Raw genomic sequence first — 14770 nt, 5'->3', positions numbered from 1 at the left:
GGCGCCACTCCGATGGCTGATGTCGCACACACGGACACCTGACACCGACGGTGAAGATGGGCCATCGGCCGTGAACACGCGGCGGTACGGGTGGCATGACGGCCCCTTGGCGAAGGTGTGGTGGCCGAGGGGGCGGAAGCGACGGCGGGCAGGGCGCAGACGGTGACGGCGATTCCGTCGAGCTCGGGGGCTACCGGCAAGCAGTGACCTGAAGGCGGCCGCCCGCTCACCTCGTCCGGCGCGAGCCGCGGTGTCCCGTGACCCATGCCCCGTGTCTGTGTCCCGTCTCCTAGCCCGGGGACTCGGTGACGCGTACACGGTCGCTCTCCCGGCAGGAGAGGAACGACGCCAGTTCACCGCCCTGTTCGGCGACGGCCGCGCGATCGGAGCGGGAGAAGGCGCGCAGCGGGATGACGACCACGGTGTCCGCGTCGACCTTCCAGGTCGCGGCGACCCGGCCGTCGAGCAGCACCACGCGCTCGCCCGCGACCGAGAGCCCCCGGTGGTCGGTGTCGACGATCCTGGCGCGGTCCTGGTAGCCGAGGACCGCGTTGTCGAACGCGGGCAGGAACCGCACCGGGGCGGGTGTGTCGGGATCGGGGCGGGGCGCGTCGGGGAGGTCGAGCAGTTCCCGGCCGGCCTCGTCCCGGAAGGTCACCAGTTCCTCCCGTACGGCGGCCACCGCGGCGGGCAGCCCGGCAAGGCCGCACCAGGCACGCAGGTCCGTGGACGTCGCGGGGCCGAAGGCGGCCAGGTAGCGCCGGACCATGGCCTGGCCGACCGGATCGGAGCCGTCCAGGGAGGGCGGGGCCAGTTCGCGGCCCAGCCAGGAGGACATCAGGACGTTGCGCACCCCCGCCTTGGCGCGCCACAGTCCGCGGGGCGGCGTCTGCGCGACCGGTACGAGCGCGGCGACCAGCATCTCGCCGAGGGCCCGCCGTCCTGGCGCCGGCCAGCGCTCCGCCAGTGCGCCCACCATGTCGGCGGCCGAGCGCGGTTCGCCGTCGGCCATCAACTCCCTTCCCGCTGTGGCGAGTTCGTCGAGATCGACACCGTCGAGCTCGCGGCGGTAGGTGCCGAGCACCCGCTGGCGCAGCATGGCGTCGTGGCGGGCCCGCCAGCCGCGTACGTCGTCGGCGGCGAGGAGGTGCACCGTGCGGCGCATGAGGTGGGTCCGCACCACGTCACGCCGGACGAGCAGGTCGTCCAGGACCGCCGGGTCGAACGCGCGCAGTCGCGACCAGAGTCCGACGAAGGGTTCCTGCGGTTCCTGGGCCTGCAGCCCGCAGAGGTGCGCGACGGCGTCGAGGACCGGCAGGTCCGCGCGGTCGAGCAGCAGCTGACGGGCGAGCGTCGCCCGGTTGAGCGCCCGGACGCCGAGAACGGTCATCGCGCCACCGCCCGGCGGCCGTCGGGAGTGCCGGGCCCTCCATGAGGGTGCCCCGCGACGAGGGTCGCCCGGGCGGCTGGACCCGACCGGCGTGCGCACGGCGCGCCGCGCCGGCCGTCCTCGGCGCGGTCGGCCGGTGCTCCGGGGAGTGGTGGGGGAGCCGCGGTCGTGGTGGTCACGGTGATGGGGTCCTTCCGGGCGGGCTGTTCGTCACGTGATCACCGTCGCAGGTATCGCGGTCAGGACGTGTCCGCGACCCGGGGCCCGTACGACGGCGTCCCGGACGTCCCGGCCATCCCGGGGCCACGGGACCGGCGTGCGGGTGAGCGCGCTCGCGGTGGGACCCGGACGGGCGCGCACGCCGGGCAGGGCCGGATGCCGCCCTCTACTTTGGACGGGTGAGTCGCTCCAGCGTTCCACCTGAGAACGGGGATCGCGCGGACCGGTCGGCGAGCCGTCGGACCGACTACGCGGGTGCCATCTACGGCTCGATCCTGGCCGCCTCCGTGGTGGCCACGGCCGGAACGGGAGGGGAGTATCCCCGGATCGAGGCCGTCGTCCTGCTGCTGGTCACCGGCGTGGTCTTCTGGGCGACCCATGTCTACGCGCAACTGGTGGGGGAGCGGATCGTCGGTCAGGCCTGGTCCTGGCGGGAGATCCGCCGGATCGGCGGCCACGAGTGGTCCATCGTCGAGGCGGCCACGCTCCCCGCCGCCGCGGTGGCCGTCAGCGCCCTGTTCGACCTGAGTGTGAGCACGGGTCTGTGGATCGCGCTGGGCGTCGCGGTGGCCCAGCAGGTCATGTGGGCGTGCTTCGGAGCCGCCAGAGCCGGCGCCTCCCGGGGGCTGATCGTCGCCGAGGGGTTCGTGAACCTGGCGCTCGGGCTGGTCATCGTGGCCGCCAAGGTCGTCCTGCACTGACGTCCCGGCCGCACGGCACCGTTCGCCGACGGGCCGCGGTGTGCCGGTTCCCGTGGCTCGGCCGCACCGGAACGGTCGACCTGGCTTGGGCGCCGCACGGCGCGGTCCCGCCTGTCCGGCCGTACGGTCCACGACTGCCCCGAACCGGGGACGACTCGTTAGCCTGGGACGGAGGGGGAGGCTCGGGCCGCGGCCCAGAGGAGGCCTGTATGGCTGACGTGACTCCGGGACCAGGGGAGTACACCGGGACCCGTGACATGCCCGGCGGAACGCGGGGGGCCGGTGCTCCCCGCTACCTGCCCATCGCTGACCACGGTCTGATCGGCGATCTGCGCAGCGCGGCTCTGGTCGGCACGGACGGCACCATCGACTGGTACTGCTGCCCGCGTTTCGACGCGCCCAGCGTCTTCGCCTCGATCCTGGACGCCGACCGCGGTGGCTCCTTCGAACTGGCCGCCGACGTCCCGGCGCGGACGAAGCAGTTCTACTTCCCCGACACCAATGTGCTGATCACCCGGTTCTTCGCGGACGACGGGGTCGGTGAGATCCAGGACTTCATGCCGGTCGTCGACGACTCGCGCGAGGCCGGCCGGCACCGTCTGATCCGCCGCGTGGTGTGCGTCCGCGGAACACTGCCGTTTCGCGCGCGAGTCGCCCCCCGCTTCGAGTACGGGACGGTCCCGCACACCGTGAGCGTGGACTCCGGCCAGGCGATCTTCACCTCGTCCGTGCTGAGACTGGCCCTGACGTCCACGGTGCCGATCGAGACCGCCGGACACGACGTGTGGTCGCTGTTCAAACTCCACGAGGGGGAGACCGCGGTCTTCACCCTCGACCAGATCGACGACGAGGTGGGCCCGCGCTTCTGCGCCGCGTCCGAGGCGGAGAGGGAGTTCAAGGCGACCGTGCGCTACTGGAGGCGCTGGCTGTCCCAGTCGCGGTACCGCGGCCGCTGGCGGGAGATGGTGCACCGCTCCGCCCTCACGCTGAAACTGCTCACGTACGCCCCCACCGGCGCCATCATCGCCGCGCCGACCACCAGCCTGCCCGAGCGGATCGGCGGCGAGCGCAACTGGGACTACCGCTATGTGTGGATCCGTGACGCCGCGTTCTGCGTGTACGCCCTGCTGCGTCTCGGTTTCACCGACGAGGCCGAGGCCTTCATGGGCTTCCTCTCTGAGCATGTCCAGAGTCACATCCCCGAGAACGTCGGCGCGGACGGCCCGCTGCAGATCATGTATGGCATCGACGGTCGCCGTGACCTGCCCGAACGCGAGCTGACCCACCTCGAGGGCTATCGCGGATCCGCTCCCGTGCGCATCGGCAACGGCGCCGTCGGCCAGCTCCAGCTGGACATCTACGGCGCCCTGATCGACTGCCTCTACCTCTACGACAAATGGGGGCAGCCCCTCTCCAGCGCCTACTGGGACAGCGTCAGCTGTCTTGTCGACTGGGTGTGCGAGCACTGGGACCAGCCCGACGAGGGAGTGTGGGAGACCCGCGGAGGCCGCAAGCCGTTCCTCTACTCGCGCCTCATGTGCTGGGTGGCCATCGAACGCGCCATGCGGCTGGCCCGGCACCGTGGCCTGCCCGCCGACATCATCCGCTGGGGCGCCGTCCGCGACACGATCTACCGGCGGATCATGAGCCAGGGCTGGTCTCCCCGGCGCAACGCCTTCACCCAGACCGAGAACAGCGACATCCTCGACGCGTCGCTGCTGATGATGCCGCTCGGGAAGTTCATCTCGCCGACAGACCCGAAATGGCTCGCCACCCTCGACGCCCTGGGCGAGGACCTGGTCTCCGACTCTCTCGTCTACCGCTACGACCCGCAGGCGAGCCCCGACGGCCTCCAGGGCGAGGAAGGCACCTTCTCGATCTGCTCCTTCTGGTACGTCGAGGCCCTCACCCGCGCGGGCCGTCTCGACGAGGCCCGTCTCGCCTTCGAGAAGATGCTCACGTACGCCAACCACCTCGGCCTGTACGCGGAGGAGATCGGCTCCACCGGGGAGCAGTGCGGCAACTTCCCCCAGGCGTTCACCCACCTCGCCCTGATCAGCGCCGCCTTCAACCTGGACCGCGCGCTCGGGTGACCCCTGCGGACCCCTCATGTCCTTCGCGCGCCCTGTGACCGGCCCCGGAAGCGCGCGGCATGTGACCGCCCCTCAAGACGGATCGGCGTCCTCTCAGGGCGCGGTGAACAGGCCGGGGAAGCGGGGTGCGAGCCAGGGCTTGCGTCCGCGGACGAGAATGCGTCCGCGGACGATGGGGCCCACCTGTCCCTGGCGGCCGAGCGCCATCAGCAGGAAGGTGACCGGCTCGATGAGGATGGTGCAGTCCGGGCGGGCCGGTGGCAGTGGGTCGACGGACAGGTCGCCGTCCACCAGGGTCACCCCGAACCGGCCGCCGCCCCACAGCCCGATGCCGTACCGGGCGTTCATCCCGGCGGTGCGGCTCGGATCGGTCACCCGGGGCATCGCCGTGAGCAGGAAGGGCAGGGTCAGCCCGGCGCGGACCCGGTCGATCATGTGCGGGCGGCCCAGCGCGCGGGCGAGATCGTAGCCGTGGCCGAGCATGTGCGTCAGCAGGTACGACCCCAGTTCCCGCGGGCTCATCGGGCCCAGCGGCGTGACCACGGCCCCTTCCGCCGACCCCTCCTCCAACGCCCCGGCGCAGGAGTCGGCGTGCCGCACGATCATCGCCGCCAGCGGTTCGGCCGCCCGCTCCCCGAACGCCGCCAGCGACTCCTCGTTGGCCGCGGCGAGGCTCTGCGGGGTGCCGTCCCCGTAGGGGCGCGCCCGTCCCGCCGCGAGCTCGGCCATCAGCTCGTTGGCCAGGGCGAGATGTGCCGCGGCCTGGCCGACGTTCCACTCGGCCCCGGGAATCCGCAGCTCCATGTCGGTGTCGGGCCCCAACAGCGCCGCGATGTCCGCAGCGGTCCCGCGTATCGCCGCGCCCAGCCCTTCGGGCAGCCCTCCCGGTCCGTCCTGCCCAGCCACTGAGTCCACGTCGTCGCCTTTCCTGCCTGCCGTCGGCCTCGCTCCGCCACGGGGTACGGGTGGAGTGGCCGGGGGTCGCGTCATCGATCACCGGGCGTACAGAAGACCAGGCAATCGGGGCGGCGACAAGACCCCTGAGCAGCGCGAACGCACGGCGGGGAAGGAATCGCAGGGGTAAGGGACCATTCGTGCCGGATGTGGCGCGAACCCGTCTGAGTAGGGATGCTCATGACACGGGCCGGCGGTCGGTGGAGGATCGGCTCATGGCGATCATCAGAGCGAGGGGCGTCCGGCTCGGGATGCCGGCGGTGGCGGTGGCCGTCCTGCTGGCGGGATGCGGGACGCAGCGGCCGGTGGACGACGTCGAGGGGGCGGGACCGTCGGGGACGACGTCGGCGGCGCCGAGCGGCCCGGTGGACCATCGGTGTCCCGGCGAGGAGGCCGCCCCCGAACCGTCGGGGACCGCCGCCTCCGCCGCTCCCGGGCCGGCGGATACCGCCGCCTCCACCGCTCCCGGGCAGTCGGCGACCGGCGCCCCCGCGGGTGCGGGCCCGGCGACGCCGAACGCCGATCACTACGCCGAGAACCACGGCTTCATGGTTCCCCTCCCGCTGCATGGCCGAGAGCGCTGTGAGGGGCTGGCCGCCGTCCGGCGCGTCGAGAAGGCGCTCGAACCGCTGCGTGAACGGGGGGACTTCACCCCGGACGGCGCCGACCGCGCGCTCGCCGGTCTCGGTTATGACGCGGAACAGGTGCGGGTCCATCGACTCGGCCCGAACGGCGTGAGCTTCCTCCTCGACGCGGCCCCCCTGTGCGTCGAGGGCACGATGGGCCCGGACGGGACTCGGGCGGAGGCCTTCGGCGGCTATCCGGACCACACCGGCTGCGACCGTCCCAGCGGCGGTCACTGACCGGTCCGCGCGGCCCCCGAACGGGTGCGGCCCGGTGGGGAGCCGGGCCGGACGGCTCCGGACGGGCGCCCGAGGGCACCCGTCCGGAGCCGAAGGCGTCAGCAGGCGCCCTCGTCCTGCCACGGACCCCACTCCGCGCCCGTCGGCGCCTCGTTCCGGGTCCACCATTTGGCCTTCCAGTTGTGGTGGTTGTACGAGGCCTCGTTGCCGGCCGTGTACACCGCGTCCGCGCTCCACGCCGCCTTGCACGCACCGCCCGGGGGCGTCGGCGTCGGGGTCGGCGTGGGTGTCGGTGTGGGGGTGCCGGTGGGCGGGGTGGCTCCGGCGAACTTCACCGAGTACTTCGCGAAGTCCCAGGAGTTCTGGGACACGCTGGAGCAAGTGCCCGACGTGCGGCCGCCGTTGTCGGCGGGTGAGCACTGGCGGTCGCGATTGAGGGACCAGAAGGTGAAGCGGTCCATGTTGTGGCCGGTGGCGAAGTCCAGGACGGTCTGGAAGTCGGCCTGCGAGAAGTACTCGCCGGTGTCGCTGCGGCCGTTCATGCCGGAGAAGCCCTCATGGGCGTAGGCGGTCGCCTGGTCCCAGCCGAAGGTGGACCGCAGGATCGTGTTGAAGTCGGTGAGCGCGCCGGTCTGTGACGCGGCGCCGTTGAAGCCGCCGTCGAACGGCATGATGGAGAAGTTGTTGGGCGTGAATCCCTGGGACTTCGCCTCCAGGAGCATCTGCTTGCCGAACCAGCCGGTGCCGTCCGCCGTGCCCGCCGTGGTGACGGACACGTACAGGCCCGGGTTGTTCTGCTGGAGGATCTTGGCGGCGCCGATCTCGTTCCTGACGGCCGCCGTGTTCTCGTACTCCGGCTCCTCCAGGTCGAAGTCGATCGCGTGCAGGCCGTACTTGGTGAGGACCTGCTGGTACGCCGCCGCGGTGGCCGCCGCGTCCGAACAGGCCTGACCGAGCTTGGTGCCGCCGTAGCCGCCGATGGAGACCGAGACGTCACCGCCCTTGGCGCGGATGGTGTTGATGACCGACTGCACGGCGGTGTCCGAGGAGACCGGTGACGTCCCGCCCCAAGTGGGCGAGCAGCCACCGCCGTCGGGAGCCAGGACGAAGGCGAGCTGGAACGCCTTGAGGCCCGTCGCGTCCATGATGGCGGCCGGGTCCGGCGGCTCGTTGTCCGTCGGCATCAGGTACGGGGCTGCGGCGTACCAGCGGTTGCTGAGGGCGCTGGTCGCGCCCGAGGCGTTGCCCGCGACCAGCGCGGTCGTGCCGACCGCGGCCAGGCTCACGGCGGCCGCCGCGCCCAGACATGCGTGAAGACGTCTCACTGTGCCTCCAGAGGGGTGGGGGGAGTGCTCCAGCTTCCGGGTGCTGACGAGATCACGTCAATGAATTGGACTGGACCAGGCCCCTCTTTGGACTAGACCAGGCGAACTCTTTACCGAGCCGCGGTCGGCCCCCGTCCGTCCCGTCCCTTGTGGGGCGTCACGTGGTGATTCGCCCGTCGCGGGCGTCCGGGCCGGATGTGCTCAGGGGTCCCGACGGGGCTGGGCCGGAGGGCGGTCGAGGGGCCGGTCAGTACGGCACGCCCTCCGACGCGGCTTGCAGGGCGGCATGCATGCAGGCGGCGAGGTCCTCTTCCGAGGCCTGGGCGCTGTCGGCGAAACGTACGGCGAAATCCTCCGCCGCGGCGCGCAGTGCGCCGTTGACGGTGGCCGCGTGCACCTTCACCCGCAGGTCGTCGGCGCTCCGGCCGGAGTGCCGGGCGAGGAGTTCGGTCAGGACGGGCAGGGCGTCGTCGTGTGCCTGGAGCCAGACCGCGCGCAACGCGGGTTCGGTGGGGGTCATGCGGATGAGGTCCAGGACCGCGGGGTCGGCGGACGGCAGTCGGCCGTGCCGGCAGGAGTGGATGAGGAAATCCAGCAGGCCGGTGTCCGGCGGCCAGTGCCGCAGTTGGTCCGTGGCGGCGTCGAGCCCCGCGGTGAGCAGCGGACGTACGCAGCCCTCCTTGGTCGGGAAGTGGCGCCACAGGGTGCGCGTCGAGACGCCCACGGCCTCCGCTATCTGGTCCCCCGTGGTGCTCGTGACCCCCTGGGAGACGAACAGGCGGACAGCCTCGCGGGCTATTTCGAGACGGAGGGCGTCCCTGCGCCGTTCGCCGAGTGACGGTCGTGGGGAAGCTTCTGTCGTCGTGGCCGTCGTGGCCCGTTCCGCGGGTGCCTCATTACGCACCGTCGCCCCACCACCCCTGTCTGTCAGCTCGGGGGCAGCATAGCGAGCCCCACGGAAATGACGCACGCAGACACCTTGTCACTGAGTGACATCCGCTCCTACTCTCCAGATGTAACCCGGGAGTAACTAGCGGACGTCGCACGGGACTTCGACGTCCGCCGCTGTCGAGCGCAAGCACAGGCACCAACACAGGACCGAGCACGGGAACAGGCGGGAATCAGGGCAGTACGGGACAGCGCGGGACGGCGGAGTCGCAGCCACGAGCACCGGGGCACCGCCGCGCACGACCCCCTCGGGAGATGCCACCAGGCCCGCCGCCGTACGACGTGCGGGCACCGCACCACGCGCCGACCGGCCGACGGAGCGTGTGCGGTTCCCCCGCCTCACCTCGTCCGTGACGCGGGCCGAAGCCCTCACCCCGCCCACGCCCGTCTCTCCGTGCTGCCTTTCTTCCCCCACCGATCCGAGTCCGCGGCCGGAAGTTCCCCGGCCGCGGGTTCCGTCGGCACCCCCTCGGAACCGGCGTCACGCCATTGACGCCGTCGGCCGCCCGCACGACCCCCACGTTTTGACGAAGCAGGGAGTGAGCCGCATGGAACGACCCCACAGCAACGGCCAGCCGCACCCCGTGTCCACCCGACGTCCCTGTACGGAACAGCCTTCGCCGTCCGCGCGCACCGGAACCGCCGCACCGCGTCGTGGCCGCCTCCTCGCCGCCGCGGTGGCGGTCCTCGCCTGTCTGACCGTCCAGGCGCTCCCCGCCGCGGCGGCCGGTACGGGCGACGTGGTCTCCCGCGGGGTGACCATCCCCGCCTTCTACCAGCCGCCCACGACCCTCCCGTCGGCCAACGGCGCCCTGATCCGGACGGAACCCCTGCCGCTCGCGCTCAGCCTGCCCGGCCTCGACGGTCCGCTCCCCGGCACCGCGACCCGCCTGATGTACCGGTCCACCGACTCGAACGGCCTGCCCGTCGCCGTGACCGGCGCCTACATCGAGCCCTCGGCCGCCTGGAAGGGCGGTGGCCCGCGCCCTCTCGTGGCCCTCGCCCCCGGCACCATGGGACAGGGCGACCAGTGCGCGGCCTCCATGGGGCTGGAGCACCCGCTCACCCTGAACGGCGAGACGGTCTCCGTCGGTTACGAGGACCTCGCGATCTACCGGCTCCTCGCCGCCGGGACGGCGGTCGTCGTCACCGACTACGTCGGACTGGGCGCGACCGACCGGCTCCACACCTACGTCAACCGCCTCGACGGCGGCCACGCCCTGCTCGACGCCGTGCGCGCGGCACGCGCCCTGACCGGGGCGACGATCACCGCCGCCTCACCCGTCGGCCTGTTCGGCTACAGCCAGGGCGGCGGCGCCAGCGCGTCGGCGGCCGAGCTCCAGCCCTCCTACGCCCCGGACATCACGCTCGCCGGCACCTACGCGGGAGCGCCCCCCGCCGACCTCACCGAGGTGATCAAGGGCATCGACGGGAGTGCCCTCGCCGGTGCCCTGGGATGGTCCCTCAACGGCTTCCTGCAGTCCGACCCCGACCTGCGGGCCATCGCGGACGCCCACCTCAACTCCGCCGGGAAGGCTGCGCTGAACGACCTGTCCACGATGTGCGTCGGCGACGCGATCCTCGGATACGCGTTCAAGAGGAGCAGGTCGTGGACGACGGACGGAGCCTCCGTCAGCGACATCGTCGCGAGCTCGCCCGAGTTCACGGCCACGCTCGCCGCCCAGCGCATCGGCAACCTGAAGCCGACCAGTCCGGTGCGCGTGGTCACCGGCGTCCAGGACGACATCGTGCCGCACGGCCAGGCACGGCAACTCGCCGTCGACTGGTGCCGCAAGGGCGCGAACATCACCTATGACGCCGTCATCCTGCCGAACCTCGGTGACGGCCTGCTCACCAACCACGTCGCGCCGCTCATCACCGACCAGGGCGACGCCATCTCCTGGCTGACCGCCCGCCTCTCGGGCAAGCGGGTCGTCTCCAACTGCTGGACGATGCCTCTGCAGCCCTGAGGCAGGTGCCGCGGGCCCCGGACGGACTCGAACCGCCGGGCCCGCGGACCGCCGCCACCGGGACTCCCGCGCGTCGGAGCCGGGCCGTCCGTATCGGGCGGTGTCCACGGGGTGGTGTCCCTCCCGTCGCGACGCGAGGATGCTCCCTCGCGCGGTGCTCGGTCCCGCGGGCGGTGTCCGGAACGGTTCCCGGGAGCCTCGCTCGAAGGAACGGGGCACGCGCACCCGGGAGTTGTCGGGGAGCGAGGGAGGCTTCCGATGGGCTTACACGCGGTGCCCGCCCGGCGCCGGCGCGCTCTGTTCGTTCCTCTCGGCCTCGTCCTCCTGGCCGGCGCCCTGATCTGGGTGCCCCGGGCCGACGGGGCACCCCGCCCGGCGGACGCCTGCCACAGCACGGCTACCGTCCTGCCCCGCGGGGACTGCGGGCCGTTCTGGCAGGTCCTCGCGGAGGACTTCAACGGTGACCGGGTGCCGCTCGGTTCGTTCAGCGACTGCGACCACGACGTCGACACGTCCGGCGCGTACTGCGGCGGGCTGAGCGGCGAGTACCGCGACAACTGGTGGGCCTATCCGACCGGTTGGGAGGACACCGCGAACGACCGGGGCCGGGACGTCGTCGGCGAGTACCACCCCGAGGACACGGTGAGCGTGGGCCCGGGCGAGCGGGGCGACGGGATGATGCGCATCCGGATGTGGCGTCCCGAGGACGGAGGCCCCGTACACGCTGCGGCGCTCGTACCGCGTGCCGTGATGCAGCTGGCGTACGGCAAGTACAGCGCCCGCATCAGGGTGTCGAAGGTGGCCCCCGGATACAAATCCGCCTGGCTGCACTACGGCGGCGGCTGCGAGATGGACCACCCCGAGGGGGAGTGGACCGGCGGCATCGCCGCGTTCCACCATCCCTGCGGAGGAGGTGAGCAGGGCTACTTCCCGAGCGGTGCCGACTGGACCGAGTGGCACACCGTCTCGACCGAATGGACCCCCGGGCGGGTGCGCTTCTTCGTCGACGGCCGGCAGACGGGTGAGGACACCCGCCGGGTCCCCTCCACGCCGCTCTCCTGGGTGATGCAGAACGAGAGCGCCCTCGAGGGCCCCGGCGCCGCTCCGGGCAGCAGCGCCGAACTCGACGTCACCTGGGTGGCCGCCTACGCCTACGGGTGGAAGTGACGCCCCCGCCCGGACGGCGTGGGAACGGCCGCGACCCCGAGAGCTCCGCACACGGCGGCGGGCCCGTCTCTCCCGGGCCGCTCGACCGTCGTGCCGAACAGCCCGACTCCTGTTCCCTGTGGGGGAGTTGAGAAAGAAGATGACCCGGTGACGTGATGCAACCTTTGGGCCCCGTCCATCGTCCTCGTGGGGCGGGGAGATCGCTTCGTGTCGAACGGAGCGGCAACGGCGTGTGCCGATCAGAGGAGAAACATCTTGTTCCGTGTCCGTCGAATAGGGGTTGTCGCCGCGGTGTTGCTCGCGGCGGCCGCAGGACTGCCAGGATCGCCCGAGGCGTTGGGGGTTGCGGTGGGCGCCGCGCAGTCCGGACGGTTCGTCTCGACGGCCGACTCCGACGACGGACTTCCGGCCGGCTGGAGCGTCACCGGCGAGGGAGCGGCGCGGCAACTGCTCTGGCGCTCTGACGCCCCGGTGCCCATGAGCGATTCAGGCGTCGCGTTCTACGCCGGGGACCGGCTCCTGGGCCGACCCGTCGGCGCGCGGGACGGCCGGTCCTTCCGGCTCGCGCTCGGCGCGGCGACGTTCGGGAACCCCGCTGATCTCCAGGCGCTGGCCGGCGGCCGGCGGCTGGACGCGGCCGGTGCCGGACGGGACCCGCTGGCCGGGCCGCGGCCCGGAGCCGCGGCCCGGCCGGCGGCCACCCTTCCCGCCAACGCGGTCGACCCCGGGAAGCGGGGCCCCTATCGCACGGCCACCGGTGACTACTCGCTCGACCCGGTGCGGCTGCCCGGCTTCCCCGCCCCGGTGGAGATGAGCGCGGTGGTGGTCGCGCCCACCACCGCCGAGGGAGACCGTCCGCTGGCCCTGTTCCTGCACGGTCGGCACGCCACCTGCTACGGCGGCGACGGGTTCGGCGGCGAGTGGCCCTGCCCCGCGGGCGCGCAACCGATCCCGAGCCACAAGGGCTACCTCAGCGCCCAGAAACTGCTCGCCTCGCAGGGGTACGTGACCGTCTCCATCTCCGCCAACGGTGTCAACGGACAGGACTACGCCGCCGAGGACGGCGGCGCGCAGGCCAGATCGTCCCTGGTGCGGCAGCACTTGGCCCACTGGGCCGACTGGTCGGCGGACCCGTCCTCGGCCCCCGAGATCGTACGGCGGACGGCACCCGCCGATCTGGCCCGCGTCCTGCTGGTCGGCCACTCGCGCGGCGGCGAGGGCGTGAACCGGGCCGCCATGGACAGCCTGTACCCGGCCCCCGCCGCCCAGGACGGCTACCGCGGACCGGTGCGCTGGCACATCCGGGGCACCGTGCTGATCGGCCCCACCATCTTCGGGCAGAACCCGGCGCCCGACGTGCCGTCGGCGACGATCCTGCCCGGCTGCGACGGGGACGTGTCCGACCTCCAGGGCGAGATGTACGTGGACGCGACACGCGGCATCAGCCAGGGCACCGCCCTGCACAGTGCCCTCTACGTGGTCGGCGCGAACCACAACTTCTTCAACAGCGAGTGGACTCCGGGCCAGGCCCAGGCACCGGCGGACGACGACTTCTGGGAGGGGAACCAGCCGGACCCGGTGTGTTCGCCGGGCACCGGGACGAGGTTGACGGCCCGTCAGCAGCAGACCGTCGGGGCGACCTACATCGCCGCGGCCGCGCGGTTGTTCGTCGTCGGTGACGACCGCGTACGACCGCTGCTCGACGGTTCGGGCCGCCGGGCGCCCTCCGCCGGCCCCGCGCGGGTCCTCAGCCACGCGGTCGGCGCGGGCCGCACCCCGGCGTTCCTGCCGGACGCGGGAGTCGGGGTCGACGGCGGGCGGCTGTGTGCCGAGGTGGATGAGGACGACTCCGCCGCGTGCCTCACCTCCGGCACGAAGGGCCGCTCGCCGCACTTCGCCCGCTGGGAGGCGTCGAAGGAGCCGGGCCGGAGTGCCGTGGCGATGCGCTGGACCGCGGCCGGTTCCACGGTCCGGGTGCGCTCGGCCTCGCCGGTGCCGCTCACCGGAGCCTCGGCCCTCGCCCTGCGCCTGATCGTTCCGCCGAACTCCGGGGACACCCGGCTCGACGTCGCCCTGACCGACACCGCCGGTCACCGGGCCGTCCTGGGACGCGTCCACCTCGACGGCCTGCCCGGCACCAACCGCACCGCCTCCCACTGGGGCCAGGAGGTCCGGGTGCCCCTGACCGCCGCCACCCGGGCGCGGATCGACCTGCGGCGGGTGGCGTCCCTGGAGCTCGTCCCGCGCACCGGCTCCGGTCAGGCGTGGCTCGTCGACTCGTGGGGCTGGCGCGCCGGAACCCCGGCCGTCCTCGCCGCGGAGCTCCCGCGCGTGGACATCGGCCGGCTGACCGTCCAGGAGGGCGACTCGGGCGCCCGGACCTACCGCGTACCGGTGAGGGTCTCCGGGCACGGCAGTGGAAAGGTCCGCCTGTTCGTCGCCGATCCGGCCACCGGCCGGACCGCCACCCGTGAGGTGACCGTACGGCCCGGCGGCCGGACCCCCTACGTCAAGGTCGAGGTCCGGGGCAACACGCGCTTCGGCTACGACGTGTCGCGCGACGTCTTCGTGAAGGCGGTCCGAGGCGCCGTGGTCGGCGCGCACAGTGGCGGTGTCATCGCGCGGAACGACGATCCGAGGCCCACCCTGAGCGTGGCGCCGTCCTCCGTCCGGGCCGCCGAGGGACGCGCGCTGACGTGGAAGGTGTCGCTCTCCGCGGTGGCCGACACGGACTTCCCGGCCGACGTCGGCGTCCTGCCGGTCGCCGGCGGCGCCGCACTGTCCACCACGGACGTCGATCCCGACTGGCTGCGCAACTCCGGCGAGTCACCCCTGCCGGCGCGGCCGCTGTCCGAGGTGCGCAGACTCCCCCTCTTCGTGGACATCCCCGCCGGCCGGACGAGCGCCACGATCACCATCCCCACCGTCACGGACGACCGGACCGAGCCGGACGAGACCGTACGCCTGCGGCTGACCCTCTATGACGAGAACGGTGAGTCGCACGACGGGGCGGAGTTCACCGGCACGGTGCACGACCCGTCGTAAGGGGTTCCGCGGCCCCGCGAGCCGGCCGGGCCGGGCGTGACCCGGCCCGGCGTCGGGTCGGTCCGGGGCGCGCCCGGCCCCGTCCCGACGCCGGG

At 72.8% G+C, this 14770-nt stretch carries 10 protein-coding genes; 6 read left to right on the top strand and 4 right to left on the bottom strand.

Annotated features, from left to right (window positions below; genetic code table 11):
• Positions 1 to 289: 289 nt before the first annotated feature.
• A complete protein-coding gene (locus ACFYW7_RS07705; RefSeq protein WP_389499123.1) occupies positions 290 to 1390 on the bottom strand; it encodes a winged helix DNA-binding domain-containing protein in 1101 nt (366 codons plus the stop codon).
• 398 nt (positions 1391 to 1788) lie between these two features.
• Between ACFYW7_RS07705 and ACFYW7_RS07700 the strand changes: the two genes are divergently transcribed.
• Together ACFYW7_RS07700 and ACFYW7_RS07695 are read left to right on the top strand one after the other, a co-directional pair.
• On the top strand, positions 1789 to 2310 hold the full coding sequence (locus ACFYW7_RS07700; RefSeq protein ID WP_389499121.1) for a hypothetical protein: 522 nt from the start codon (positions 1789 to 1791) through the stop codon (positions 2308 to 2310).
• Between the two features lie 257 nt (positions 2311 to 2567).
• Positions 2568 to 4403: a glycoside hydrolase family 15 protein gene (locus ACFYW7_RS07695; RefSeq protein ID WP_389500382.1), complete on the top strand. Its 1836-nt coding sequence runs from the start codon at positions 2568 to 2570 to the stop codon at positions 4401 to 4403.
• 93 nt (positions 4404 to 4496) lie between these two features.
• Here the strand turns inward: ACFYW7_RS07695 and ACFYW7_RS07690 are convergent, their stop codons facing one another.
• The gene (locus tag ACFYW7_RS07690) at positions 4497 to 5318 is read right to left on the bottom strand and encodes a maleylpyruvate isomerase family mycothiol-dependent enzyme (protein WP_389499119.1); all 822 of its coding nucleotides are present in this window, start codon (positions 5316 to 5318) and stop codon (positions 4497 to 4499) included.
• 254 nt (positions 5319 to 5572) lie between these two features.
• Between ACFYW7_RS07690 and ACFYW7_RS07685 the strand changes: the two genes are divergently transcribed.
• Positions 5573 to 6220: a hypothetical protein gene (locus ACFYW7_RS07685; protein ID WP_389499117.1), complete on the top strand. Its 648-nt coding sequence runs from the start codon at positions 5573 to 5575 to the stop codon at positions 6218 to 6220.
• Between the two features lie 98 nt (positions 6221 to 6318).
• Here the strand turns inward: ACFYW7_RS07685 and ACFYW7_RS07680 are convergent, their stop codons facing one another.
• The gene (locus tag ACFYW7_RS07680) at positions 6319 to 7545 is read right to left on the bottom strand and encodes a carbohydrate-binding protein (RefSeq protein ID WP_389499116.1); all 1227 of its coding nucleotides are present in this window, start codon (positions 7543 to 7545) and stop codon (positions 6319 to 6321) included.
• Between the two features lie 247 nt (positions 7546 to 7792).
• Entirely contained in the window at positions 7793 to 8449 is a 657-nt protein-coding gene (locus tag ACFYW7_RS07675) for a TetR family transcriptional regulator (RefSeq protein WP_389499114.1), read from the bottom strand.
• A gap of 592 nt (positions 8450 to 9041) precedes the next feature.
• Here ACFYW7_RS07675 and ACFYW7_RS07670 point away from each other — a divergent pair.
• From ACFYW7_RS07670 to ACFYW7_RS07660, 3 genes are all read left to right on the top strand, one after another.
• Positions 9042 to 10463 carry a lipase family protein gene (locus ACFYW7_RS07670; protein WP_389499112.1) on the top strand — a complete coding sequence of 474 codons (1422 nt, stop codon included), beginning with the start codon at positions 9042 to 9044 and terminating at the stop codon, positions 10461 to 10463.
• Positions 10464 to 10721: 258 nt separating this feature from the next.
• Positions 10722 to 11630, top strand: coding sequence for a glycoside hydrolase family 16 protein (locus ACFYW7_RS07665; protein WP_389499110.1), 909 nt, complete (start codon positions 10722 to 10724; stop codon positions 11628 to 11630).
• 255 nt (positions 11631 to 11885) lie between these two features.
• Positions 11886 to 14675, top strand: coding sequence for a hypothetical protein (locus ACFYW7_RS07660; protein WP_389499108.1), 2790 nt, complete (start codon positions 11886 to 11888; stop codon positions 14673 to 14675).
• The last annotated feature ends 95 nt before the right edge of the window (positions 14676 to 14770 follow it).

It is taken from the genome of Streptomyces sp. NPDC002580 (genome assembly GCF_042889485.1).
Taxonomy (GTDB): domain Bacteria; phylum Actinomycetota; class Actinomycetes; order Streptomycetales; family Streptomycetaceae; genus Streptomyces.
The sequence above is the reverse complement of the archived record's forward strand: the minus strand, read 5'-3'. Positions and strand labels throughout refer to the sequence as shown.